This window comes from Micromonospora sp. NPDC005257 (assembly GCF_042872445.1).
In the GTDB taxonomy this organism is placed as follows: domain Bacteria; phylum Actinomycetota; class Actinomycetes; order Mycobacteriales; family Micromonosporaceae; genus Micromonospora.
This window is the reverse complement of the sequence record NZ_JBIAKL010000002.1, coordinates 329,170-354,205: the sequence shown is the minus strand read 5'-3', so window position 1 is coordinate 354,205 and position 25,036 is coordinate 329,170. Positions and strand designations below refer to the sequence as shown.

At 72.0% G+C, this 25,036-nt stretch carries 16 protein-coding genes; 12 read left to right on the top strand and 4 right to left on the bottom strand.

Features of this window, described 5'->3' with window-relative positions; genetic code table 11:
• Positions 1 to 62 precede the first annotated feature (62 nt).
• Both ACFYO8_RS05075 and ACFYO8_RS05070 read left to right on the top strand, forming a co-directional pair.
• Entirely contained in the window at positions 63 to 6,326 is a 6,264-nt protein-coding gene (locus ACFYO8_RS05075; RefSeq protein WP_354868373.1) for a sulfolipid-1 biosynthesis phthioceranic/hydroxyphthioceranic acid synthase, read from the top strand.
• 8 nt (positions 6,327 to 6,334) lie between these two features.
• Positions 6,335 to 7,444: a thioester reductase domain-containing protein gene (locus ACFYO8_RS05070; protein WP_355047251.1), complete on the top strand. Its 1,110-nt coding sequence runs from the start codon at positions 6,335 to 6,337 to the stop codon at positions 7,442 to 7,444.
• Between the two features lie 70 nt (positions 7,445 to 7,514).
• Here ACFYO8_RS05070 and ACFYO8_RS05065 read toward each other — a convergent pair whose 3' ends face one another.
• Positions 7,515 to 10,220 carry an amino acid adenylation domain-containing protein gene (locus ACFYO8_RS05065; protein WP_355047250.1) on the bottom strand — a complete coding sequence of 902 codons (2,706 nt, stop codon included), beginning with the start codon at positions 10,218 to 10,220 and terminating at the stop codon, positions 7,515 to 7,517.
• The gene (locus tag ACFYO8_RS05060; protein WP_355047249.1) at positions 10,210 to 10,539 is read right to left on the bottom strand and encodes a phosphopantetheine-binding protein; all 330 of its coding nucleotides are present in this window, start codon (positions 10,537 to 10,539) and stop codon (positions 10,210 to 10,212) included. Before ACFYO8_RS05060 ends, ACFYO8_RS05065 begins: the two co-directional genes overlap by 11 nt.
• Before the next feature lie 166 nt (positions 10,540 to 10,705).
• Here ACFYO8_RS05060 and ACFYO8_RS05055 point away from each other — a divergent pair, with 166 nt between their 5' ends.
• From ACFYO8_RS05055 to ACFYO8_RS05035, 5 genes are all read left to right on the top strand, one after another.
• Complete coding sequence (locus tag ACFYO8_RS05055; protein ID WP_355047248.1) at positions 10,706 to 11,713, top strand: alpha/beta hydrolase; 1,008 nt, start codon at positions 10,706 to 10,708, stop codon at positions 11,711 to 11,713.
• Between the two features lie 6 nt (positions 11,714 to 11,719).
• Positions 11,720 to 12,481 (top strand): methyltransferase domain-containing protein, encoded by a 762-nt coding sequence (locus tag ACFYO8_RS05050; RefSeq protein WP_354868386.1) that lies wholly within the window; start codon positions 11,720 to 11,722, stop codon positions 12,479 to 12,481.
• Positions 12,478 to 13,638 (top strand): sensor histidine kinase, encoded by a 1,161-nt coding sequence (locus ACFYO8_RS05045; RefSeq protein WP_354868388.1) that lies wholly within the window; start codon positions 12,478 to 12,480, stop codon positions 13,636 to 13,638. Before ACFYO8_RS05050 ends, ACFYO8_RS05045 begins: the two co-directional genes overlap by 4 nt.
• 19 nt (positions 13,639 to 13,657) lie before the next feature.
• Positions 13,658 to 14,377, top strand: coding sequence for a response regulator transcription factor (locus tag ACFYO8_RS05040; protein ID WP_355047247.1), 720 nt, complete (start codon positions 13,658 to 13,660; stop codon positions 14,375 to 14,377).
• Positions 14,378 to 14,521: 144 nt separating this feature from the next.
• On the top strand, positions 14,522 to 16,711 hold the full coding sequence (locus tag ACFYO8_RS05035) for an MMPL family transporter (RefSeq protein ID WP_354868393.1): 2,190 nt from the start codon (positions 14,522 to 14,524) through the stop codon (positions 16,709 to 16,711).
• 79 nt (positions 16,712 to 16,790) lie between these two features.
• Here the strand turns inward: ACFYO8_RS05035 and ACFYO8_RS05030 are convergent, their stop codons facing one another.
• On the bottom strand, positions 16,791 to 18,896 hold the full coding sequence (locus tag ACFYO8_RS05030; RefSeq protein ID WP_354868396.1) for an acyl-CoA dehydrogenase: 2,106 nt from the start codon (positions 18,894 to 18,896) through the stop codon (positions 16,791 to 16,793).
• 188 nt (positions 18,897 to 19,084) lie between these two features.
• On the opposite strand from ACFYO8_RS05030, the gene ACFYO8_RS05025 reads away from it, so the two are divergent.
• The 5 genes from ACFYO8_RS05025 (at position 19,085) to ACFYO8_RS05005 (ending at position 24,316) form a co-directional block, all read left to right on the top strand.
• Entirely contained in the window at positions 19,085 to 19,861 is a 777-nt protein-coding gene (locus ACFYO8_RS05025; protein WP_354868398.1) for an alpha/beta fold hydrolase, read from the top strand.
• A gap of 230 nt (positions 19,862 to 20,091) precedes the next feature.
• The gene (locus ACFYO8_RS05020) at positions 20,092 to 21,171 is read left to right on the top strand and encodes an acyl-CoA dehydrogenase family protein (RefSeq protein ID WP_387187630.1); all 1,080 of its coding nucleotides are present in this window, start codon (positions 20,092 to 20,094) and stop codon (positions 21,169 to 21,171) included.
• A complete protein-coding gene (locus ACFYO8_RS05015) occupies positions 21,168 to 22,649 on the top strand; it encodes an amino acid adenylation domain-containing protein (RefSeq protein WP_387256826.1) in 1,482 nt (493 codons plus the stop codon). Before ACFYO8_RS05020 ends, ACFYO8_RS05015 begins: the two co-directional genes overlap by 4 nt.
• A 42-nt stretch (positions 22,650 to 22,691) precedes the next feature.
• Entirely contained in the window at positions 22,692 to 22,970 is a 279-nt protein-coding gene (locus tag ACFYO8_RS05010) for a hypothetical protein (RefSeq protein ID WP_354868405.1), read from the top strand.
• Positions 22,967 to 24,316 (top strand): NAD(P)/FAD-dependent oxidoreductase, encoded by a 1,350-nt coding sequence (locus tag ACFYO8_RS05005; RefSeq protein WP_354868407.1) that lies wholly within the window; start codon positions 22,967 to 22,969, stop codon positions 24,314 to 24,316. The genes ACFYO8_RS05010 and ACFYO8_RS05005 overlap by 4 nt, the downstream gene beginning before the upstream one ends.
• 22 nt (positions 24,317 to 24,338) lie before the next feature.
• Here ACFYO8_RS05005 and ACFYO8_RS05000 read toward each other — a convergent pair whose 3' ends face one another.
• Positions 24,339 to 25,013, bottom strand: coding sequence for a 4'-phosphopantetheinyl transferase superfamily protein (locus ACFYO8_RS05000; RefSeq protein ID WP_357707205.1), 675 nt, complete (start codon positions 25,011 to 25,013; stop codon positions 24,339 to 24,341).
• Between the last annotated feature and the right edge of the window lie 23 nt (positions 25,014 to 25,036).

Genomic DNA, 25,036 nt, shown 5'->3' with positions numbered 1-25,036 from the left:
TTGCCTTGCTACGGTCTTTCGGGGATCGCCCGAGCTCGATCAGTTCCTTGAGAGGAGTCGTCGTGTCGGATCCTAGGGACATCGCGGTCATCGGCATCGGATGCCGATTTCCGGGTGGAGTCGACTCCCCGGACGCGCTGTGGAAACTGATCGAGAGCGCCGGCGACGCGATCACGGAGATTCCGCCGGACCGGTGGGACGTGGAGCAGTTCTACGACCCCGAGAAGGGCGTGCCCGGCCGGTCGGTGTCCCGGTGGGGCGGGTTCCTCACCGACGTCGCCAGCTTCGACGCGAAGTTCTTCAAGCTCGGTGAGCGGGAAGCGCTCTCGGTCGACCCGCAGCACCGCCTGCTCCTCGAAACCGCCTGGGAGGCGGTCGAGCACGCCGGGATGCCGCCGTCGACGCTCGCGGGCACGCGTACCGGAGTGTTCGTCGGGCTGGCGCACATCGACTACGCGCTCGCCTGTCACGGCCCCGAGGCGCAGGACATGGTCCATCCCTACGGATTCACCGGCCCGGCGCTGAGCATGGCGTCCGGCCGGATCTCGTTCGCCCTGGGGCTGACGGGCCCGGCGCTGAGCATCGACACCGCCTGTTCCTCGGGTCTGATGTCGGTCAGCCTGGCCGTGCAGAGCATCCGCAGCGGCGAGAGCGACATGGCGCTGGCGGGTGGCTGCATGCTCATGCTCGTCCCGGAGGCTGCCGTCTCCGCGTCCGGCCTGGGGATGCTGTCGCCCACCGGCCGTTGCCGGCCCTTCGACCAGGCGGCGGACGGATTCGTCCGCTCCGAGGGCTGCGGCATGGTGCTGCTCAAGCGCGCCTCGGACGCGCTGGCGGACGGCGACCGCATCCTGGCGGTGATCAAGGGGATCGCGTCGAATCAGGACGGTCGGACCGAGACGATCACCATGCCGTCGGTGTCCGCGCAGAGCGCCGTGCACCAGGCCGCGCTCGCCGACGCGGGCGTCGAGCCGGAGACGGTCGGCCTGGTTCAGGCACACGGCACGGGGACCCCGGTCGGCGATCCCATCGAGTTCCGGGCGCTGGCCGAGGTGTACGGCCGCGGCGCCGACGGCTGCGCCGTGAGTTCGGTGAAGTCGAACATCGGCCACACCGAGTCGGCGGCGGGCACCGCCGCGCTGATCACCACGGTCCTGGCGCTGCAGCACGGTGTCGTGCCGGGGACGCTGCACCTGAACGAGCTGAACAGCGAGATCAGCGAGCTGCCCACCCGGCTGTTCGTACCCGGGGAGACCCAGGCCTGGCCGAACGAGCAGCGACCCCGCCGGGCGGCCGTCTCCTCCTTCGGCATGTCCGGCACGAACGTGCACGCGGTCGTCGAGGAGGCCCCGGCGGTCGCCGGGACGCCCCCGCCGGCGGCCGAGGCGCTCCCGGAACGCACGCGCGGGCGGATGCTGTTCCCGCTCTCCGCCACGTCGGTGGGAGAACTCGCGCCGACCGCGGCCCGCATCGCCGACTGGCTCGACGCCCATGCGGACGTCGAGCTTCCCGACCTCGGATACACCCTCGCCCGCCGTCGCGAACACCGCGCCATCCGTACGGCGGTGATCGCCGCGGGCCGGGCCGAGCTGGTCACCGCGCTCCGCGGCATCGGTGACCGGGTGGTGGAACTGCCCCCGGATCCGGTGGTCGGCGACGACACGCGCGGGCCGGTCTGGCTCTTCTCCGGCCAGGGATCCCAGTGGGCCGGCATGGGTTCCTCGCTGCTCGCTACCGAGCCCGCCTTCGCCGACCTGGTCGCCCAGGTCGAGCCCCTCATCCAGCGCGAGTCGGGTTTCTCGGTGACGGAGGCGATGACCCGGCCGGAGACGGTGACCGGCATCGACCGGGTGCAGCCGACCCTGTTCGCGATGCAGGTGGGACTCGCCGCGGCCTGGCAGGCGGCAGGTGTCCGGCCGGGCGCCGTCATCGGGCACTCCCTCGGTGAGGTGGCGGCCGCCGTGGTCGCCGGAGCGCTCTCGCTGGAGGACGGCGTCAAGGTCATCTGCCGCCGTTCCCGGCTGTGCGCGAAGCTCGCGGGCGCCGGCGCGATGGCCTCCATCGAGTTGCCCGAGGCGCAGATCGAGCAGGAGCTGGCGCACCTGGACGACGTCGTCGTGTCGGTGGTCGCCTCACCGCGTTCGACAGTGATCGGCGGGGCGACCGCCCGGGTACGCGAGCTGGTCGCGGAATGGGAACGGCGGGGCATCTCGGCCCGAGAGGTAGCCGTTGACGTCGCCTCGCACTCCCCGCAGGTCGACCCCATCCTGAGCGAGCTGGCCGACGTGCTCACCGACCTGACGCCCGGCTGCGGCACGGTGCCGTTCTACGGGACGGCCCTGGACGACCCGCGGGCCCAGCCGTCGTTCGACGCCGACTACTGGGTGGCCAACCTGCGCCGCCCCGTGCGCTTCAGCACCGCTGTGACGGCCGCCCTCGACGACGGTCACCGCGTCTTCCTGGAACTGTCCCCGCACCCGTTGCTCACCCGGCCGGTGGAGCAGTGCGCCCAGGCGGCGAGCCTGCCCGCCGCCGCCATCGCCAGCATGCGCCGCTCCCAGGAGACCCCGTACGGCCTGCTGAACAGTCTCATCGAGGTGCACGCCGCCGGTGGCGCGGTGGACTTCGGCACCATGTACCCGGACGGCATGCTGGTGGAGGCGCCGCTGCCGACCTGGACGCGGCAGCACCTGATGGTCCGGCCGGACCATGCGCGGTCCACCCACACCGCCACGATCCACCCGCTGCTGGGTGTGCACGTCCGGCTCGACGAGGACGAGGAGCGCCACGTCTGGCAGTCCGACGTCGGCACGGCCGTGCTGCCCTGGCTGGCCGACCACCGGGTACGGGACGTGGCCGCCTACCCCGGCGCGGCGTACTGCGAGGCCGCCCTGACCGCCGCCGCCACGGTCTACGGACCGGGGGCCGAGGTGCACGGCTTGAAGTTCGAACGCATGCTGCTGCTGAGCGGGCGTACGGACCTGACCACCTCCGCGCGGGTGGAGATCCCGGGGCAGGCGATCTTCGAGGCGGTCGCCGACGAGGACGGCGAGCGGCCCCGGCTCGCCTCGGCCACCCTGGTACCCGCTCCGGCGGGCCAGGCCGAGCCCGTCCCCCTGGACATCGACGTGCTCCTCGACGAACACGCCGAACCGCTGCCGGGCGATCGGCTACGCGACACCCTGGCCGAGCGCGGCATCCAGTACGGACCGGCCTTCCAGGGGGCGAAGCTCGCCCGTCCGGGCGCGAGTGCGAGCGGCGACCAGACCGTGCTGGCCGAGGTCACGCTCCCGTCGCAGCTACGCAGCAACCAGGACGGCTTCTCCGTCCACCCCGCCCTGCTGGACGCCTGCTTCCAGTGCGTCGCCGCGCTGCCCGCCGTCACGGGTGCGGGTGAGGGCGGCCTGCTCCTCCCGCTCGAGGTACGGCGGCTCCAGCTCCTGTCCGCCACCGGCGGCACCAGGTACTGCTACGTGCGGCTCCACTCCAGCGACGGCAACCGGGTGATCGCCGACCTCCAGCTCGTCGACCAGTACGGCGCGGTCCTCCTGATCGTCGAGGGCCTCGTCATGGGCACCCGGGACAGCGACGGGGACGACGCCGACCAGGTGCTGAACGAGCGTCTGCTCACCATCGGCTGGCAGGAGCGGGAGCTGCCGGAGCCGGCCGAACCCCTCGCCGCCGGCCCGTGGCTGCTGCTCGCGTCCCCCGGGGCGGCGCCGGCGCCGGACGAGCTGGCGGAGGCGCTGCGTCACCAGGGCGGCCGGTGCGAGATCCGGCCGTGGGCCGCGCCGGACACGAAGGCCGCCCTGGCCGAGTCGTGGCACGGTGTCGTCCTGCTGTGCCCGCAGCCCACCGGCCCGGCCGGCGTGGAAGCCGTCGCGCGCGGCCGTGACCTGGTCGAGGCGGTCGTCGAGGTCGCCCAGGAACTCGCCGCAGCCGACGGGACCCCACCCCGGTTGTACGCGGTCACGCAGGGCGCGCAGCGGGTCGTGCCCGGCGACTCGGTGAACCTGGAGCACGCCGGGGTCCGCGGACTGCTCCGCGTGATCGGCGCCGAGTTCCCCGAGTTGCGGCCCACCCAGATCGACGTCGGCACCGGCCCGGGTGAGGGCCCGGCGGCGAAGGACGTGGCCGCGCAGCTCGCCGCCGACGCGGCCGAGGACGAGACCGCGTGGCGTGCGGGAAGCTGGTACACGGCCCGGCTCCAGCACACCCGGCTCGCCGCCGACGAACGCCACTCGGCCGTCGCCGGCGAATTGGACAACGGCGTGCGGATGGTGATCCGCCAGCCCGGCGACCTGGACACGCTGGAGCTGACCGTGGTGCCGCGCCGCGCGCCCGACGCCGGTCAGATCGAGATCGAGATCGGCGCCGCGAGCATCAACTTCCACGACGTCCTGTTCGCCCACGGCGAGTACAACGCCTTCGAGGGGGTGACCCCGGCGCTCGGCGTCGACTGCGCGGGCATCGTCGTCCGGGTCGGCGACGCGGTGACCGAGTTCCAGGTCGGCGACCGGGTGATGACCGGCGCCGCCACCGAGGGAGCCTGGGGCAGCCACGCGACGATCGACGCGGCGCTGGCGGCTCGGCTGCCGGACGCGCTGAGCGTCGAGCAGGGCGCCGCCGTCCCCGCGGTGTTCGCCACCGTCTGGTACGGACTCATGGACCTGTCCCGGCTGCGCGCGGGCGAGCGGGTGCTGATCCATTCGGCGACCGGCGGGACCGGGCAGGCCGCGATCGCCATAGCCCGGTACGTCGGGGCGGAAATCTACGCCACGGCCGGCAACGAGGCACGCCGGGAGTGGCTCCGCGCGCAGGGGATCGAGCACGTCTACGACTCCCGCAGCCTCGAATTCGCCGACCGCATCCGGGAGGACACCGGTGGGGCCGGCGTGGACGTGGTGCTGAACTCGCTGACCGGCGCCGCCCAGCGCGCCAGCCTCGACCTGCTGTCCTTCGGCGGCCGCTTCGTCGAGATCGGCAAGCGCGACATCTACCGGGACGGCAAGCTGAGCCTGGCGCCCTTCCGCCGCAACCTGGCGTTCTACAGCGTCGACCTCGAACTGATGGCCGTGGCCGACCCGGGCCGGCTGGGCCGCCTGCTGCGTGAGGTGTCCGAACGGCTCGCCGCGGGTGAGCTGGCGCCACCGACTACGACGACGTTCCCGCTGGCCGAGGCGGCGACCGCGATCCGCCGGATGGCCTCGGCCCAGCACCTGGGAAAGCTCGTCCTCACCACCACGGTGGCGCCCGGCACGCGGGCCGCGCTGACGCCGGAACGGGTCCCGGTGTTCCGCGCCGACGGCGCGTACATCATCACCGGAGGTCTTGGCGGTCTCGGCCTCCGATTGGCCCGCCACCTCAGCGAGGCCGGCTGCGGCCGGATCGTGCTGAACTCCCGGTCCGCTCCGAACGAGGAGGCGGCCCGGCAGATCCGGCAGCTGCGCGACGCGGGTACCGACGTGCAGGTCGAACAGGGGAGCATCGCCGACCCGGAGACCGCGCGGCGGCTGGCCGCGGCGGCCCGGGCCGGCGGGCTGCCACTGCGCGGGGTCCTGCACGCCGCGGCGGTGGTGGACGACGCGACGATTCCGAGCATCACGCACGATCTGATCGAGCGCGACTGGACGCCCAAGGCCGACGGCGCCTGGCATCTGCACGAGGCGACCGCCGACGACGACCTCGACTGGTTCTGCTGCTTCTCCTCGGCCGCCGCGCTGCTCGGTTCGCCCGGCCAGGGCGCCTACGCCGCGGCGAACAGCTGGCTGGACGGGTTCACCGCCTGGCGGCAGGAGAAAGGGCTGCCGGTGACCACCATCGCGTGGGGGGCCTGGGGTGAGATCGGACGTGGTGCGGTTCTCGCGGAGGCCGGCGACACCGCCATGATCGCTCCGGACGAGGGCGTCCACGCGTTCGACGTCCTGCTGCGGCACACCCGGCCCTACACCGGTTACCTTCCGCTGAACCGGGCGCCGTGGCTGACCGCGCTCGCCGCGCGCAGCCCCTTCGCCGCGGCCTTCCGGGACGACCGCGGCGAGCGGTCCCAGAGCTCGCAGCTGCGCCAGGAGTTCGAGGCGCTGCCCGCGGAGGACCGCCTCGCCTGGCTGCGCCGGTTCGTGGCGGGCGAGGCCGCCGCGATCGTCCGCGGCACCGTCGACCCCAGCCGGCCCTTCAACGACTACGGCCTGGACTCGCTCGGCAACCTGGAGCTGCGTACCAGGATCGAGACCAACCTCGGCATTCGCGTCGCACCCAAGGCGGTCGCCGAGAACAACTCCGCCCAGGCACTGGCCCAGTACCTGGCGCACTTCATGGGCAACTGAGGACTGGCATGACCGCGATCCTTCTCTCCGGCGCGACCGGATCACTCGGCGGCCACCTGGCCGCGGCCCTGCTCGAACAGACCCACCCGGTGATCTACTGCCTGGTGCGGGCCGGTAGTCCCGCAGCCGCCGACCGGCGGCTGCGGGAGCGCATGGCCGAGGTCGGCGTGGACGACCCGGCCCGGCTCGTAGCCGTGCCCGCCAACCTGGAGGCGCAGCGGCTCGGTCTGACGCCACGAGCCTGGGACGACCTGGTCGGCCGGGTCGCCCAGATCTTCCACTGCGCCGCCTCGGTGCACCTCACCGCGGCGTACCAGCAACTCGCGCAGGCCAACGTCGGCGGCACCCGGGAACTGGTCGCCATGGCCACTGCCGTGGCCGAACGCTCGGGCCGTCCGGTCGGCTTCCACTATGTCTCCACGCTGGCGGTCTTCCTCGACGCGATCCGGGCCGGGATCGAGGTGGTCGACGAGAACACGCGACCGTCCATGGAGACGGCCGGTGAGCTCGGCTACCCACGCTCCAAGGTGGCCGCGGAACGCGTGGTGGCCCGCGCGGCCGGGAGGGGCGTGGTCGCCACCGTCTACCGCCCCGGGCTGGTCACCGGGCACTCGTCGACCGGCGCCACCTCCAGTTCGGACCTGCTTATGCCGGTGCTGCGGGCGGTGGTCGCGGTCGGACACACCCCCGACCGGGCCGAATCGGTGCCCGGCGAGGCGGTCGACCTCGTCGCCCGGCACATCACGCACCTCTCCGTCGATCAGCCGGGTGGGCAGGCGTACCACATGGTCAGGCCGGAACTCGTCTCGATCATGAGCGGCTTCGAGGCGCTGCGCCGGGCCGGCTACCGGTTGGGCGAGGTGTCGGCCGAGAAATGGTGGGAGCTGGCGGCGCAGCACCGCGACCACCCGGAGGTGGCGCCTCTGCTGCACATGGGTCCGATCGGCCGACGCATGCTGGGGCTCGAACCGGACTACCCGCCGCCGCCGGTCCGCAGCGACCACACGTACGACCTCATCAGGCGCTCGTCCCCGGCGCCGGCCGCGCTCGACGACGCCTTCTTCGACCGGCTGGTCGCCAACGGGCTCAGCCGGTTCGCTCCCTTGCCGCGGGTCTAGCCGGCCGGCCGGCACAGCCCGGAATGAGGCCGGCCGGCACCGCTGGGGATGACGGCCGGCCGGCGGCGCGTCACGCCTGGCGGACGGCCTTCCTCCTGGCGAACGCGTTCGCCGGCCGCGCCCCGGCGGCGAGTGCCCGCCGGTCGATCTTCCCGTTCGCCGTGACCGGCATCCGGTCGACGACCGCCCAGAGGGACGGCACCATGAAGGACGGAAACCGTTCGGCCAGGCGTCCGCGCAGGTCGACCGGGGTGACGTCCGTTCCGGGGGTCAGCCGGACGGCGGCCAGCAGCCGTTTGTCGGCGGTGGTGCCGTCGGCGACCGTGACGACGGCGTCCTCGACCTCCGGGTAGCCGTTCAGGGCGTCAGCGATGGCGGTGAGCTCGATGCGGTAGCCGCGGATCTTCACCTGGTGGTCGGCCCGGCCGAGGAACCGGATGCTGCCGGCGTGGTCGATCCGGACGAGATCGCCCGTGCGGTAGATCCGCTCCGGAACGTCGGGTGAGAAGCGGCCGAAGCAGCGGTCGGTCTCCTCCGGGTCGTTGACGTAGCCCACCGCGAGCCCGTCGCCTCCCGTGTACAACTCGCCGACGGCGCCCGGTGCCAGGAGCCGTGCCCGGCGGTCCAGGACGTACACCCGGGTCCCGGGGACCGGGGTGCCGATCGGGAGCGGGCCGTCGACGTCCCGCGCCGACCGCACCGGGTGGTACGTCGTGAAGGTCGTGTTCTCGGTCGGGCCGTAGCCGTTGGTGAAGGTCAGGCCGGGATGGTCGGCTAGGGCACGGGCGACGTGCTCGTGCGGAACCACGTCGCCGCCGCTGAGCAGGTGCCGCAGGGTGCCGAGCGAGGCGGGTGCGATCTCCTGGACGAGGCGGAACAGCCCGGCCGTCAGCCAGGCCACCGTCACCCGCCGCTCCGCGATGAACTCGCCCAGTTCGCCAGGTGACACCAGACCCGGCGGACACACCTGCAGGGCCGCCCCGGACAGCAGCGAGCCCCAGAGTTCGAGCGTCGAGGCGTCGAACGCCAGCGGCGAGAGGCGGAGCACCCGCTCTTCCGGGCCGAGCATGAGGTAGTCGGCGTCGTGGACCAGCCGGATGACCCCACGGTGCGGGACCACGACGCCCTTCGGCTCGCCGGTCGATCCCGAGGTGAAGGCGATGTAGGCGACCCGATCGGGGTCCGGCGTCACGGGCGGCGCCGGCGGCGCGGCCGGAGCCCGGTCCGGTCGCCACGGACCGACCACCGGCACGGCGTGCGGGGCGACCGCGTCGACGTCGTCCTCCCCGACGATGGCGGCGGCAGGCGCCGCCTTGGCCACGATCCGGGCGGTGTGCGCGGCCGGCTGCGTCAGGTCGACGCCGATGTACGCCGCGCCGGCCCAGAGCGTGCCCAGGACGGCCACCGCCTCCGCCACGGAGCGCTGAACGCCGACCAGCACGGCGTCGCCCTCCCGGACGCCGGCCGCGCGGAGGAGCCGCGCCTGCTCGGCGGCGGCGGCGGCCAGTTCGGCGTACGTCAGCGCCGAGTCCTCGTCCCGCACAGCCACCGCGTCCGGCCGGTCGGCCGCCCGCGCGCGGAAGAGCGCGTCGAGGGAGGTGGCCGGGAAGGAGCGGTCGGTCGCGTTGATCCTCTCCAGGATGTTCCGGCCGGCCAGGGAGATGCAGCGGACGTCGGCCAGCGTCATCGCGTCGTCGCCCGTCGCCTCGACCAGCTCGTTGACGGCGGCGACGAAGCCGAGGGCGAACCCGTGCGCCTCGCCGTCGCTCCATCGGCCGGCCGCGTACTCCAACAGGCCGGTGTGGCCGGGCCCGTCCTGGCCGAATCGCACGCCGATGTCGAATCGCGGTACGCCGCCCGTCAGCTCCTCGACCCGGACCCGGCCGGCGCCGGTCGCGCTCTCGCCGGGTTCGTCAGGTGCGCTCAGGAACGCGCGGACCGGTGCCGCGGGGGACTCGGCGGCGCCCAGCCGGTGCGCGAGCCGCGGCAGCGACACGCCGTCGGCGTTCGTGCTCCAGGCGAGCGACTCGTGGACCGCGCGGACGAACTCCGCCGGTGAGCGGTCGTCGGTGATCTCGATGCGGACCGGAAGGAGATCGCCGACGCGGGAGGGTACGCCCACGAGCAGTGTGTCGGCGCCGGTCATCCGGCCGAGCGTCAGCCCGAACGCGGCGAGCAGGAAGGCGGGGGCACCCACCGCCAGGGCACCGGCCCGGTCACGTACCGCCTCCGTGGTGGCGGCCGGCAGGTCGAGCGGGAGACGGCCGACCGACGGGTCGCCGGTGCGTGGCCGGTCAGCCGGGATCTCGAGGTCGGTGGGCACCCCGGCCAGCCGCTCCGCCCACGACTCGGTGCGGCTCGCTCCGTCCGGGTTGCGGTCGTCGCCGTCGGTCGCCCGCCCCGGCGCCGGACCGTTCGTGCACAGGTCGTCCGCGCGCGCCAGCAAGGCGTCCAGCAGCCGGCCGGCACCGTGCGTGTCGATGAGGCGCGGCGGTGCCACGACCGCCACCGCACGCAGCGCGATCCCGTCGGTGAGGAGCAGCAGGCGCATCGACACCGCCGGGTCGAACCGGGGTCGTCCGAGTTCGCGTGCCGCCCGGCGGGCGTGGTCCTCGAAGCCGTCCGCCGGACCGTCGTGTTCGAGGTGGACGACCTCGGGGGTGTGGTGCGCGAGGACGTCCGCCGCGGCGTCGGCCACATGTTTCGCCGCCGGGGCGTCGCCGTCGACGAAGCCGATGATTACCGAGTTGCGTTCCGCGGGATTCTCAGGAGTCATCAGTGGAGTTCTCCGGCTGCGCCTGCCTCAGTCGGATCAGCAGATCGGCCTGCCCGCTGACGGTGTCGGCCTTCAGGACCTCGATCGTCTTGAGTTTCTGCCCGCTGGCCTTGGAGAGGCGGTCCACCAGTACGAACAGCAGATGTGAATCGCCGCCCGAGTCGAAAAAGCCGATGTCGTCGTCGGGTTCGAAATCGAGAACGTCCCGCCACACCGAGCGAACGAGCTCCAGGACGTCGGCCGAGCCGCTGAAGTCCAGGTCAGCGGAGTGCGAGCGGGGTGAACTCTCCATGGTCTGCACCTTTTTCGATTCATCCACCGGCTGGTCATGGTATCGGCCGCGGCGTCGGCGGCGATATATGAAAAACTCATCATCGGGCGCGTATTTTGCACGACGCGCATGGATACCCTTCCTTCCGTCATGATCCAGAATTAGACTGGAACCGTGCGCGCCTGCCGATACGCGTGTACGTAGGAGAGTGGCGATGCCGCTGGACCGGATGCTCAAGTACCTGATCGCGTGGCAGAGCGCCGACGGATCTCCCATTCCGGACCGCGAACTCACTCTCCAGCAGGCCCGTGCGCGTTATCGCGAGAGCGCGATGGGCCAGCGCCACGGCGCGGCCACGCCCGGCCCGGCGGTGGCCTCGGCCGACCGCCTCGTGGACGGGGCCGACGGCTCGTCGGTCGCGGTGCGGATCTTCACGCCCGAGTCGGCCGGCGATCGGGTGGTGACCTACCTGCACGGCGGGGGATGGGTGCTGGGCGACCTGGACAGCCACGACTGGGTCTGCCGCGACCTGGCGGCGTCGCTCGGCGCGGTAGTCGTCTCGGTCGACTACCGGCGGGCGCCAGAGTTCCCCCACCCCGCACCGCTGCGCGACGCGGTCGCCGCGGCCCGCTGGGTCGCGGCGTCCTTCCCCGGCCGGCGGCACCTGATCGCCGGCGACAGCGCCGGCGGCAGCCTGGCCCTGGGTGTCGCCCTCGTCGCGCGCGACCTGCGTCCCGCCGCCCTCCTGCTGATCTACCCGGCGCTGGACCCGAGCCTGGCCATCGCCTCGGCCAGCCCTTGCGCCGAGGGCTACCTCCTGAGCGTGCGCGATCTGGCCTGGAGCTACGACCAGTACCTCCCCGATCCGCACCGACGCGCCGATCCCGCTGTCGATCTGCTCAAGGCCGACTTCCGCGGTCTCCCGCCGACGATCGTCGCCACCGCCGAGTACGACCCGCTCCGGGACGAGGGCGTGGAACTGGTGGCGCGGATGCGCGCCGCCGGGGTCCGCGCGCGCCACGTGCCGGGGGAGGGCCTGGTGCACGGCTACTTCCTGATGCAGGGCATGGTGCCGTCGGCCGCCGACGGCGCGCGGCGGGTGATCCAGGAGACGGACCAGCTGCTGGAGGCCGTCGCGCCGGGGCCGGACGACCGCCCGGCGCCCGATCGCGCGCCGGCGCCGGACGCGCCGGCGCACGACATGCTCCGAACGCCTCGGTGACCGGCGATGGCGGCCACGAACAGCGGAAGGCTCACCGGCCGCCCTCGTCGGCGGCCCCGGTACGGCGTGGACGCGCCGGGGTACGCGGTGGCGAACGCCGTCGTCGGGATGGCGGGGTGCCTGGCCGCGGTCCGGTGGCGGCGCGGCCGGGCGGCGACGGCGCTCGCGGGCGCGGTCCTGCTGTCCTCCACCGCGGTCTACCTCCACACCACGCTCCGCGGCAAGCTGCGCGTCTGGGAACGGGAACTCGACCGGATCGCCCTGAAGGGGGACGAGCGGCTGCTCGACCTGGGGTGCGGTCGCGGGGCGGTGCTGATCGCGGCGGCCCGCCGGCTGCCGTCGGGCCGCGCCACCGGCGCGGACCTCTGGATCGGCAAGGACCAGAGCGGCAACAAGCCCGAGGCCACGCTGGCAAACGCCGCCGCGGCCGGAGTCGCGGACCGGGTGGAGGTGCGTACGGCAGACCTGAGCGCGCTCCCGTTCCCGGACTCCTCTTTCGACGTCGTGACCAGCGCACTTGCCATCCACAACATCCCCTCACGGCGGGGACGGCAGCGCGCGGTGAGTGAGGCGGTGCGGGTGCTGCGCCCGGGCGGGCACCTGCTCGTCGCCGACTTCTGGTGGTCGGCCGCGGCGTGCGCCGCGCAGATCGGGCAGGGCACGTTGCGCCCGCTCGGGCCCGCTTACTGGTACGGCGGCCCGTGGCTCGGCGTCACGCTGCTGCACGTCGTCAAGCAGGACCGTCCGAAGGAGGCGAGGCCGTGGTGACCGCAGCCACGATCAGCTGGAGTTGGCTGATGGCCCGGCAGCAGCAACTGCTGCTGCTCTCGTCGCTCATGTCGATGGTGCTGTTCACGGTGGTGACGATCCCCGCTGACATCCGCCACGCGCTCGGCTCCGAGCAACCGCTGAACTGGCTGGTCACCATCACGGTCTTCACCGCGCTGGCGGTCCTCCGGCGGTTTCCCATCGGTATCGCGGCGATCGCCGCCGTCGGGACCGTGCTGCTGGTGGCCGAGGGAATGGTCTATCCGCCGACCCTGCTGGCCCTGTTCTGCGCGCTGTACTGGGTCGCGGTGGACGGCCCCGCGGTCCGGGCCCTCGCGGTCGGGGTCACCGTCAAGGCGACGCTGCTGACCGCCTCGCTCATCGCCAATCCGGGCATCTCCGGTGTCGTCATGGTGCTCTGGGCGGCCCTGGCGATCACCACCGGCAGTGCGGCCCGTAGCCACCGCGCCTACGTCGCCGAGGCCGAGGACCGGGTGCGGCGGGCCGACCAGGCCCGTGAGGAGGAGGCGAACCGACGGGTCGCCGAGGAGCGGCTGCGCATCGCCCGGGAGCTGCACGACGCCGTCGGCCACCACGTCGCGCTGATCAACGTGCAGGCGGGCGCGCTCGTCTGCCTCCTGGACGACCAGGACAGATCCCAGGCCATGGAGTCGGTCCGGCACATCCAGCAGGCCAGCCAGGAGGCCCTGGAGGAGCTGCGGCTGACCGTCGGGCTGCTGCGCGAGGCCGGTGCGCCCGAGCCGACCGAGCCGGTGGCCGGCCTCGACCGGCTCGGGGAGCTGATCGGCTCGTTCGCGAGCGCCGGCCTGCGGGTCACCCGGGAGGTGACCGGCCGGCCCAGGCCCGTACCGGAGGCCGTCGGGGTGACCGCGTACCGGGTCATCCAGGAATCACTGACGAACACCCGCAAGCATGCCGACTGTGACACGGCGGTGGTGCGGCTCGTCTACACGAACGGGGCGCTCCGGCTGGCCGTGGAGGACGAGGGCGGACCGGTCACCCCCTGCGACCAGTACCCACCGGGCGGGCACGGGATCGTGGGGATGCGGGAACGGGTGGCCGCCGTCGGCGGGCAGCTGGCTGCGGGCCCTCGGCCCGGGGGCGGCTACCGCGTCTTCGCCGAGCTTCCGCTCTGATCGGCGACACGGAGGACCGATGACCACTACCGTCTCAGCGACCACGCACCCCGCCACCGCGGCGCCCACACGCGTGGTCCTCGCCGACGACCAGGACCTCATCCGCGCCGGCCTGCGGCTGGTGATCGATCGCGCGCCGGGCCTGACGGTGGTGGGCGAGGCGGCCACCGGCGCCGACGCGGTCCGGACCGCCCGTGAGACGCGGGCCGACGTCGTCCTCATGGACATCCGGATGCCGGGTCTCGACGGTCTGGCGGCCACCCGCCGGATGGCCGCCGACGACAGCCTGGCCGGCGTGCGGGTGCTGATCCTGACCACGTTCGAGGTCGACGAGTACGTCTTCGAGGCGTTGCGGTCCGGGGCCAGCGGCTTCCTCGGCAAGGGCGCTCGGCCGGAGGTGCTCATCGAGGCGATCCGTACCGTGGCCCGCGGGGACGCGCTGCTCTCACCGTCCGCCACCCGAAGCCTGATAGCCAGATACCTCACGCTGCACGACAGCGAGCCGGTCCGCCCTTCGTCGCTGCTTGCCACGCTCACGGAGCGTGAGCGGCAGGTGGCGGCCATGGTCGCCGAGGGGATGTCCAACGCCGACATCGCCGATCAGCTCACGCTCAGCCCGCTCACCGTCAAGACCCACGTCAACCACGCCATGAGCAAACTCGGTGCTCGTGACCGTGCACAGCTCGTCGTCCTGGCCTACCAGACCGGTCTGGCCAGTGCGCCGCGTCTCCAACCCTGAGCACGTCTACTGCGATCGCAGTAGACGAGGCCGTGATCCGCACCGAATGGCGCGGTAGCGGCCGCGTAGTCACTGCGGCTGGCCGGTGACTGAACCAGCTCGGAACCTCGACGATGGGTAACGGAACCAATCGGATGGAGGATCATGCAAGCCATTGCGCGCTGGTGCTATCGGCACCGCTTCGCCGTCATCGTCGCCTGGGTGGCTCTGCTCATCGGCCTTGGCGCGATGTCGCAGGCGGTGGCGACCACGTACGACAACTCTCTGATCCTGCCGGGCACCGGCTCGGGTGAGGCCCAGACGCTGCTGCAGAAGTCCGCACCGGCCCAGGCTGGCGACTCCGACCAGATCGTCTGGCAGGTGGATCAGGGCAAGGTCACCGACCCGGCCGTCCAGCAGCGGATCTCGGCGATGCTGTCCGAGGTGTCGCGGGTGCCCGAGGTGACGTCCGTGGTCAGCCCCTACCAGCCGGGTAACGAGCTCCAGATCAGTGCGGACGGCCGCACCGCGTTCGCCACAGTGACCTTCGCCAAGGCGGCGGACGACCTGGAGGGCGACAACGTCAAGCAGGTGATCACCACGGCGACCGACGCGGCCCAGCCGGGCCTCGCGGTCGAACTCGGTGGCAAGGCCATCTCCAGTGCCGAGCAGAAGCCGGAGTCGGTCGCGTCGCTGATCGGACTGATCGCGGCGGCCGTCATCCTTCTCATCGCCTTCGGTTCCCTGCTCTCCGCGGCGCTACCGATCGTCACCGCGATCGCGGGTGTGGGCAGTGCCATGATGCTCATGGCCCCGCTGAGCCACATGATGTCCGTGAACGCCATCGCGCCGATCCTCGGCACGTTGATCGGTCTCGGCGTCGGCATCGACTACGCGCTCTTCATCCTGACGCGTCATCGCCAGGCTCTGATGTCCGGGCTGGACCCGGAGGAGGCCGCCGTGCAGGCGCTCAACACCTCCGGCCGGGCGGTGTTGTTCGCCGGTGGCACCGTCTGCATCGCCCTGCTCGGTCTCCTCACCATCGGCGTCGACTTCGTCACCGGGCTGGCCGTCCCGTCGGCGATCACCGTGGTGTGCACGGTGATCGCCGCGATCACGTTGATGCCCGCGCTGTTCGGGATACTCGGCATGCGCGTGCTGAGCCGCAAGCAGCGCCGCACGCTGGTCGCCGGCGAGTCGCTCACCACCGCCCCGAGCAGCACCGGCCTCTGGGCGCGCTGGTCGCATTTCATTCCGCGGTACCCCGCCCTGCTCGCCGCCCTCGGGGTCGCGGTCATGCTCGTGGTGTCCGCGCCAGTGCTGGATCTGCGGCTGGGCTTCGCCGACGCGTCGAACGACGACCCGTCGACCCATACCTACAAGTCCTATCAACTGCTCGCCGAGGGCTTCGGACCCGGCTTCAACGGTCCGCTGTTCCTGGTCGCCGAGACCCGGTCACCCGCTGATCGGGAGGCACTGTCCCAACTCGGCACCGCGCTCGCCGCCGTGCCCGGGGTGGCGGCGGTCCAGGGCCCGCCTCCGCAGACCGCGGCGGACTCCGGTCCGGCGATCCAGATGATGCAGGTGATCCCCACGACGGCGCCCCAGTCCGAGGACACCGCCAACCTGATCACCGACCTGCGTGACACAGTCATCCCGCGCTACACGCAGGGCAACACGCTCGAAGTCCACGTGGGCGGGTTCACCGCCACCTTCGTCGACTTCGCGGAGATGACGAGCTCCAAACTGCCCTGGCTGCTCCTCACCATCGTGGGTCTCAGCTTCCTGCTCCTCGTGCTGGCGTTCCGCAGTCTGCTCATCCCCGCGGTCACGGCGGTCCTGAATCTGCTGGCGTCGGCGGCGGCCTTCGGAATCCTCACGGCGTTCTTCCAGTGGGGTTGGGGAACCCGGCTGTTCGGCCTCGGCGAGCCCAGCCCCATCCAGGGCTACCTGCCGGAACTGGTGTTGGCGGTGCTGTTCGGGCTCTCCATGGACTATCAGGTGTTCCTGGTCAGCCGGATGGCGGAGGAGTGGGCGCGTACCCGGGACAACACCCAGGCGGTGATGGCGGGCCTGACCCAGACGGCACGGGTGATCACCACGGCGGCGCTGATCATGATCGCGGTGTTCGTCGCCTTCATGTTCCTGGGTGATCGCGCCATCTCCCAGTTCGGCATCGGCTTGGCTGCCGCGGTGGCGCTTGACGCCTTCATCCTGCGGACAGTCCTCGTGCCGGCAGTCATGTACATGTGCGGTCGGGCCAACTGGTGGCTGCCCAGTTGGGTGGACCGGCGACTGCCGCACCTGGCCATCGAGCCGTCCGACGAGGCGCGGTCCGCCCCCGCCCTCATCTGACCCTCGTGGCTGTGAGCCACGGTGGGCCCCCGGAGTTCCGGGAGCCCACCGTGGTGCCGTGTCACCGGCGGGCAGGCGGTCAGCTCAGGCCGAGGCCACGGGCGATCAGGCCACGCTGTACGTCGTTGGTGCCGCCGCCGAGGAAGGCGAGGATGGCCACGCGCAGGCCCTGTTCGAAGATCCCCGTGCCGGGGGCGTCGGGCCCGCACAGGGTCGCCGCGGGTCCGAGGATGTCCACGGCGTCCCGGCTGACCTGCTCCATCGTCTCGGCGGCCAGCACGCCGGCCATCGCCGAGGTGAGGCGCGCGGTGTGTGCGGCGCCGGCCCCGGCCTTCGCGGCCGCCCCGGTGAGCAGGAGGTTGACCGCCTGCACCTGAACGGCGATGCCGCTGAGCCGGGCGCGCCTTTCCGAGCCGGCCGGGCCGGCGACGCGGTCCGGATCCGCCCGGACGGCCGCCAGCAGCTCGTCGAGATGGCGGCGGGACAGTCCGGCGAGTTCGCCGGCCAGCAACAGCCGTTCCTCGGTGAGCGTGTCGGTGATGACCTGCCAGCCGCGGTTGACCGGCCCGACGCGCGCGCCGTCACCCACCCGGACACCGTCGAAGCGCACCGTGCTGCAGATCTGCCCGGACAGCGCCTGCTGCGGTTCCGTCCGGATTCCGGGGGTCGCCATCGGGACGATGAACATGCTGATGCCGGCCAGCGGGAGCGCCGCATCGGGGTCGGTGCGGACGGCGAGCCAGATGTACTCCGCCGTGTGGGCGTTCGTGATCCAGGCCTTCGTTCCGGTTATCACCCAGTCGTCGCCGTCCCGGGTCGCGGTCGTCGTCAGCGACGCGAGGTCGGAGCCCGCTTCGGGCTCGCTGTAACCCAGGCAGAAGGTCAGTCGACCGTCCCGTATCCGTGGCAGGTAGGTCGCCTTCTGCTCGGCCGACCCGTACTTGACCAGGGGAGCGCCGACCACTGACACGGCCGCCAACGCGTTGGCCACCGGCAGTTGGTGGTAGGCGATCTCCTCCTGCAGAGCGAGCTGTTCGGCGAGAGTGGCGCCGGCGCCGCCCTGCTCGACCGGCCAGGTGACGCCGAGCCAGTTGCGGGTCGAGATCGCGGTCACCAGGGCTGGATCGTCGCCCTTGGCGAACGACCTCTCCCGGGAACGCCGCTCGATGCTCAACGCCCGGACCTGGGCACGCAGGTGGGCGGCCGGGGTGCCGGCGTCGACGGCGGGCAGGCTGCCGGCGGTCCCGATCAGGATGTCGGCGACGGTGCCGTGGGGCGGTGGATACGCCGGCAGCAACGCGATGTCGGCATGGACCCGCCGGAACAGCCAGGGCGCCTCGTGCCCCTCGAAGTAGCCGCCCGCGCCGAGAGTCTGCTGCGCTCCCACCTGGATACGCGAGGCGACGGCGGCGGCGTGGGACACGGCGAGTTCGGTGGCGAGGAGCCGGTCCGGGGCCTCGTCGTCATGTCTGCGGACGGCGTCGGCGACGAGCATCTCGCCGGCCACGAGGTCGATCTCGCGGGCCGCCGTCCGTTGCTGGACCGCACCGAAGCCGCCGATCGTCTGACCGAACTGCCGGCGGACCTTCGCGTGGGCGATGGACCGCTCGTGGGTGCGGCGTGCCGCCGCCGTCGCCCGTGCCGCCAAGCCCAGCCGGAGCAGCGACAGCGCCCACGCGGCGCGCTCTGCGCCGACGTCGACCACGGCCTCCACCGGCCCCAGGTGGAGCCGGTCCCACGCGGGCGCCGCCAAGCCGGCCTGCGGGACGGTGAACTCCACCGGCCGTACCGGCGCCGGTCCACCCGCCGCAGGCAGGAGCAGGACGTGCGAGGCGGCACTCCCCGCCTCCGCGAACGGCACCGTCTCGGTCGCTGCGTCGGCCGGCACCACCAGGAGGCGGATGTCGCCCGCGGCGATGCCGGCCCGCAGTTCCGGGGCCCGGGTCAGGAGGCCGGCGGCGACGAAACCGTCCATCACGGGCAGCGGGCAGGCGGCCGCGCCCACGGCACGAACGAGCGCCACGGCCTCGGCGAGGTGGCGCGGCCCGAACCATCCCCGCGCCGCGGCCAGTCTCCACAGCCGGGTCAGTGCGGCACGGTCCGCCTGATCGGGGAAATGCCATTGGCGATCCAGCAGTTCGACGGCTTCCGCCGTCAATTCGGTGATTTCGACCGTGCTGACCATTCGGCCTTCCCCGCCCGCAGTATTAGTCGCCACACCGTGTGTCTCGGAAGCGTAGTAGTGCCATCGATTCCGGGCAATCAGGGGTTCCGATGTAGGGGCTCGATAGGGGTCTGCGGTGCGGGCTTGACGGATATGGTCGGATCGGCCGGCGAAACGGCCTTCCGGGCACCGTTCAGGGGGTCGCACTGGTGGAGAACACCGAGGATGACAGGTGGGTCCGTGTCTACCACCCGGCGCCCGACGCCGTACGCCTGTTCTGTTTCCCCCACGCGGGCGGCACCGCCAGTTACTTCTATTCCTGGTCGAAGGCGCTGGCGGGCAGCGTCGAGGTGCACAGCGTGCAGTACCCGGGCCGGCAGGACCGCAGGGGCGAGCCCCGCGTCCGTAGCATCCCGGAGCTGGCCGACCGGATCCATGCCGCGATCCAGCCGCGGCTGACGGAGCCGTTCGCGTTCTTCGGCCACAGCATGGGGGCGATCCTCGCCTTCGAGGTGGCCTGCCGGATCGCCCGGGACGGGCAGGCGGAACCGGCGCACCTGTTCGTCTCCGGCCGGCGGGGACCCTCGCGGGTCCGGCACGAGGAGTGGCACCGGGCGACCACTGCCGCGTTCACCGCGGAACTGCGTTCGCTGGGCGGCACCGACCCGCGTGTCTTCGCGGAGCCGGATCTGCTCGACCTCGTCCTGCCGACGATCCGCGACGACTACCGGGCGATCGAGACGTACCGGTTCCAGCCGACGCCGCCGCTGGCCTGCGGCATCACGGCGTTGGTCGGTGACAGCGACCCGAAGGCCGGCATCGACGACACCTCGGCCTGGTCGCAGCACACTCTCGGCCGGTTCGACCTCCGGGTCTTCCCGGGTGGTCACTTCTATCTCGACGAATGCCGGTCGGGGGTGCTGAACGTGATCTCGTCGGTGCTCGGCGGGGTGCCGCAGGACGCGGCCCGTGTCTCCGGTTGGTGACACCCCTGTTCGGGGTCTCCGCATAGGGGTGCGTTAAGGGTTGGGGCCGGCGCGGCGTGAATCTACGTTTGCTGACAGGTCGCAACGAAATGTGGCGGTGCCGTCCTCTCCGAATACGACCGTCGAGGTGGGACTGAAATGGCAATGGCCGAATACGCACCGAGGCGCTGCTGATGGACTTCGAGCCGTCACCGATTCAGCGGAAACGCTGCAACGGGATAGCGGAAGCTGTGGCCGAGCGGTTCACCGCACATGAGACGCGCACCGATCCGAAGTCGTTGCGGGTGGCCTGGAAGGACGCGGCGGGCATCGGCCTGGCCGGGCTGTGCCTGCCCGAGGAGCACGGCGGCGGCGGCCTGGGCGCACTGGACACCGCGCTGAGCCTCGAGGCGTTCGGCCGATCCTGCCCCGACATGGGCCTGGTCTTCGGCATCGCGGCCCACCTGCTGTCCTGCGCCGTACCCATTCAGGAGTTCGGGACGGACGAGGCCGGGCGGCTTCTCGCGGGCATGGCCTCGGGCGACCTCATCGCAGGTAACGCCATGACCGAGGACGAGGCGGGCTCGGACGTGGGCCGGCTCCGGACGACGGCCGTGCGTTCCGGCGAAGGGTACCGGCTCGACGGGGAGAAGTCCTTCGTCAGCAACGCCCCGGTCGCGGACGTCTTCGTGACCTATGCGGTCACCGACCCGTCCGCCGGGTTCCTGGGCATCTCGGCCTTCGCCGTGCCGCGGGACCTCGACGGCGTCGTCGTCGGTCCTCCGCTGCCGAAGATGGGGCTGCACGGCTGCCTGGCCGCACGGGTGCGGTTCGACGGCTGCGTGGTGCCGGCGCAGTACCTGCTCGGAGCCGAGGGCCGCGGCGGGGCGATCTTCCAGCATTCGATGGCGTGGGAACGGGGCTGCCTCTTCGCCGCGTACCTGGGGCTGATGGACCGGCAGTTGGCCGAGTGCGTGGCCCGCACGACCGGCCGGCGCCAGTTCGGGCGCAGGCTCGCGGGCTTCCAGGCCGTCGCGCACCGGATCGCCCGGATGCGGCAACGGCTGGAGAGCGCACGCCTGCTGCTGTACCGCGCTTGCTGGCTGCTCGACCAGGGCCGCTCGGACGTCACCGCGATCGCGATGGCGAAGGTCGCCGTGTCGGAGGCGGCGGTCGCGAACAGCCTCGACGCCATGCAGTTGTTCGGCTCGAGCGGCTACCTCGCCGGTACCGGGATCGAGGAGCAGCTCCGCGACTGCCTGCCGACCACCGTCTTCTCCGGCACGACGGAGATCCAGCTCGAACTGATCGCGAGGGAGACCGGCCTGTGACCCTCCATCAGCTCGTCATCGACGCCGCCGCGCGCCGTCCCGACGCGCCGGCCGTGAGCGGGCCGTCCGGTTCCCTGACGTACGGCGAGTTGGGCGCCGTGGCCGACAGCATCGCGGCCCGGCTCCAGTGCCGAGGTGTCCGGCGCGGTGACCGGGTGGTGTTGTGGGCGGGCAAGAGCCCCGAGGCGGTCGCGGCGATGCAGGCGGCCCTCCGGCTCGGCGCGGTCTACGTCCCGGTCGACGGCAGCAGCCCGGCGTCGCGCGTGGCGACCATCGCCCGGGACTGCGCGGCCCGCGTCGTCGTGACGCCACGGTCGTGGATCGAACGGATCGCGGACGAGCTGGGCGGGGAGGTCGGCTACACGGAACTCGACGGCCCGTACGAGCCGTCGCCGCCCGTCGACACCGCCACCGCCGAGGACGACCTGGCGTACATCCTCTACACGTCGGGGTCCACCGGCACGCCCAAGGGCGTGTGCCTGACCCACCGTAACGCGGGGGCGTTCGTCGACTGGGCGGCCGACGTACTCACCCCCACGCCGGACGACCGGTTCGCCAACCACGCCCCGTTCACCTTCGACCTGTCCGTGCTCGACCTCTACCTGGCGTTCCGGGCCGGCGCGTCGGTGCGCCTGATACCCGCTGAGCTGTCCTTCGCGCCGGCCCAGCTCGTCGAGTTCCTGCACCGCGAGCGGATCACCGTCTGGTACTCCGTGCCGTCCGCGCTGGCGGTGATGATGCGTCACGGTGGGCTCCTCGACCGCCCGGCGCCCGACACGCTGCACACGGTGTTGTTCGCGGGCGAGCCGTTCCCCATCACGCAGCTGCGGGACCTGGCCACCTGGACGAGTGCGCGGCTGATGAACCTCTACGGTCCGACGGAGACCAACGTGTGCACGTTCCACGAGGTCACCAAGGCGGATCTGGACCGCGACCGGCCGGTGCCGATCGGGAAGCCGGCCAGCGGGGACCAGGTCTGGGCGCTGCGCGAGGACGGGGCCGTCGCCGGTGTGGGCGAGGAGGGCGAACTCGTCGTGGAGGGCCCCACGGTGCTGGCCGGCTACTGGGGGCATCCGCCGCAGACCGGCCCCTACCGCACCGGCGACCTGGTCCGGGTCCTTCCCGACGGCGCCTTCGACTATCTCGGGCGCCGCGACCAGATGGTGAAGATCCGCGGGCACCGGGTCGAACTCGGCGAGGTCGAGGCGCTGCTCGGGAAGCACCCCGAGGTCGCGGACTCGGCCGCCGTGGCCGTGGGCGAAGGAGTCGACACCCGCCTGGTGGTGTTCGTGGCCCCACGCGCCGGCTGCGATCCGGGGCTCCTCGCCCTTCGCCGGTACCTCTCCCAGCATCTGCCGCGGTACCTCATCGCGGACGAGGTGCGGGTCATGTCTCCGCTGCCCAGGAACGGCAACGGCAAGGTCGACCGACTGCTCCTCAAGGAGCTCGCCGCCCGGACGGGCGGGGGCGTCTCGTGACCCGGATCCACCCTTTCCCTCCGACAACGAAAAGGGGCGACCATGACCGCCGATGAGGTCACACCGCGAATCATGACCTTCATCAGAGAGAGCTTTCTCGACGGTGACCCGAAGGGCGAGCTCACCGAGTCGACCCCGCTGCTCGAGTGGGAGGTGCTCAATTCGATGAACAGCGCCCTGCTGCTCAACTTCCTGCGAGAGCAGTTGCGGGTGGATGTGCCGCTCGCGGCGATCAACGCGGCCAACTTCCGCGATGTCGCCTCCATCAGCAAGCTCGTCTCCGGCCTGAGGGTCGTCGCAACGGAAGGCGTGACGCGATGAGTGTCGACTACGACGTGGTGATCGTCGGTGGCGGGCCGGCCGGCTCCTCCGCCGCCGCGTACCTGGCCATGGCCGGGGTGTCGGTCGCCCTGTTCGAGGGGGAGAACTTCCCCCGGCCGCACGTGGGTGAGTCGCTGGTGCCGGCCACGACACGCGTGCTGCTGGAGACCGGCGCGATGGACAAGATCGAGAAGGCGGGCTTCCCGCGCAAGTACGGCGCGGCCTGGACCTCGGCCCACTCGCGCAACGTCACAGCCGAGCAGGCCGACCTGCTCACGCACGAACTCGGCGTGGCCGACATCCTGTTCAGCGAGCGTGACCAGCCGGGCGTCGACCGGGACTACACGTTCCACGTCGACCGCAGCAAGTTCGACCTGATCCTGCTCAAGCACGCCGAAAGTCTCGGCGCGAAGGTGTTCCAGGGGATCCGGGCGCTGCGCGTGGACTTCGGCGACCCGGACAAGGTCACCCTGACCTGCCGACTGGGCAGCGCCGAGGTGGACATCACCGCCAAAATGATCATCGATGCCTCCGGCCGGCAGACCATGCTGGGCCGGCAGTTGAGGCTCAAGGAGGCGGACCCGGTCTTCAACCAGTACGCCATCCACGCCTGGTTCGAGGGTCTCGACCGCGCCTCGGTCGCCACCAACCCCGAGAAGGTCGACTACATCTACGTGCACTTCCTGCCGGACAGCGCCAGCTGGGTGTGGCAGATCCCCATCACCGACACCGTCACCAGCGTCGGGGTGGTCACCCAGAAGCACCAGTTCGTCAAGGCGAACATGGACCGCGAGGAGTTCTTCTGGCACTTCCTCGAGAGCCGGCCGGACCTGCACGCGGCGCTCAAGAAGACCGAGCAGGTGACGGCGTTCAAGGTCGAGGGCGACTACAGCTACGCCATGCGCCAGATCTGCGGCGACCGGTGGGTGCTGCTCGGTGACGCGGCGCGCTTCGTCGACCCGATCTTCTCCAGCGGGGTGAGCGTCGCGTTGAACAGCGCGCGGCTCGCCTGCCGGGACATCGTCGAGGCCGTCAAGGCGGACGACTTCTCGCAGGCCCGGTTCGCCACGTACGAGAAGACCATCCGCAGCGGCGTACGGAACTGGTACGAGTTCATCACCGTCTACTACCGGCTGAACATCCTGTTCACCACGTTCGTGCAGGATCCGCGCTACCGGCTCGACGTGCTGCGGCTGCTGCAGGGCGACCTCTACGACGAGGAGGAGCCGGAGGTGCTGCGGGTCATGCGTGAGACGGTCGCCGCCGTCGAGGCGGACCCGTCCCACCTGTGGCACTCGCACCTGGGGAACCTGCGCTCCTCGGCCCTGGCGTCGTCCTTCCGATGACCCGCGGTGGCCCTTCCGGAGGTCAGGCCTCGTCGGCGGGCAACGCCAGCGTCCGGGACGACACCCGGACGCGTGGCGCCCGGACGGCGACCGAGGCGATCACGTCGTCCGCCACGGTGAGGTCGGCCAGCGACCAGGCGGACGCCGGGCCGCACTCGTCCGGAAGGGACACCACGACACCGTCGACAGTGGTGACGATGGCGCGCAGATCGGTGGCGAGCCCGGTGCCGAGGGCCTTCGCCACGGCCTCCTTCCGGGTCCAGAACCGGAGCACCCGCGCGTCGCGGAGGGCTTCCGGCGCCTCGTCCACCGACCGCTGCTCGACGTCGGACAGGGCCGTGCGGGCCAGCCCGGCACGGTCGGCGAGCGGCCGCAGTCGCTCGACGTCGACACCGACCGGGACGTCCCACGACAGGGCGGCCGCCACCACGGCCTCGGCGTGGCTCAGGCTCACCTGGAGCCCGCCGGGTTCGACGACGAGCGGCCGCCCTCGGGCGTCGTGTGCCCAGACCTGCCGGTCCGGCGCACATGCCGCGTACGCCGCGACGAGCCGCCGGCCGATCCGGTGCGCGTCGGCCCGCGCCCGGCGATATCGCCGGGCGCGCTCGTCCAGGCGGAGCAGGGTGCTCGGCGACCGTGTGCCGAGCGCTACCCAGACGACGGCGCAGCCAGGCCCCGCGCGACGCGGGTCGTTCATCGGTCCCTCCTTCCCGTGCCGTC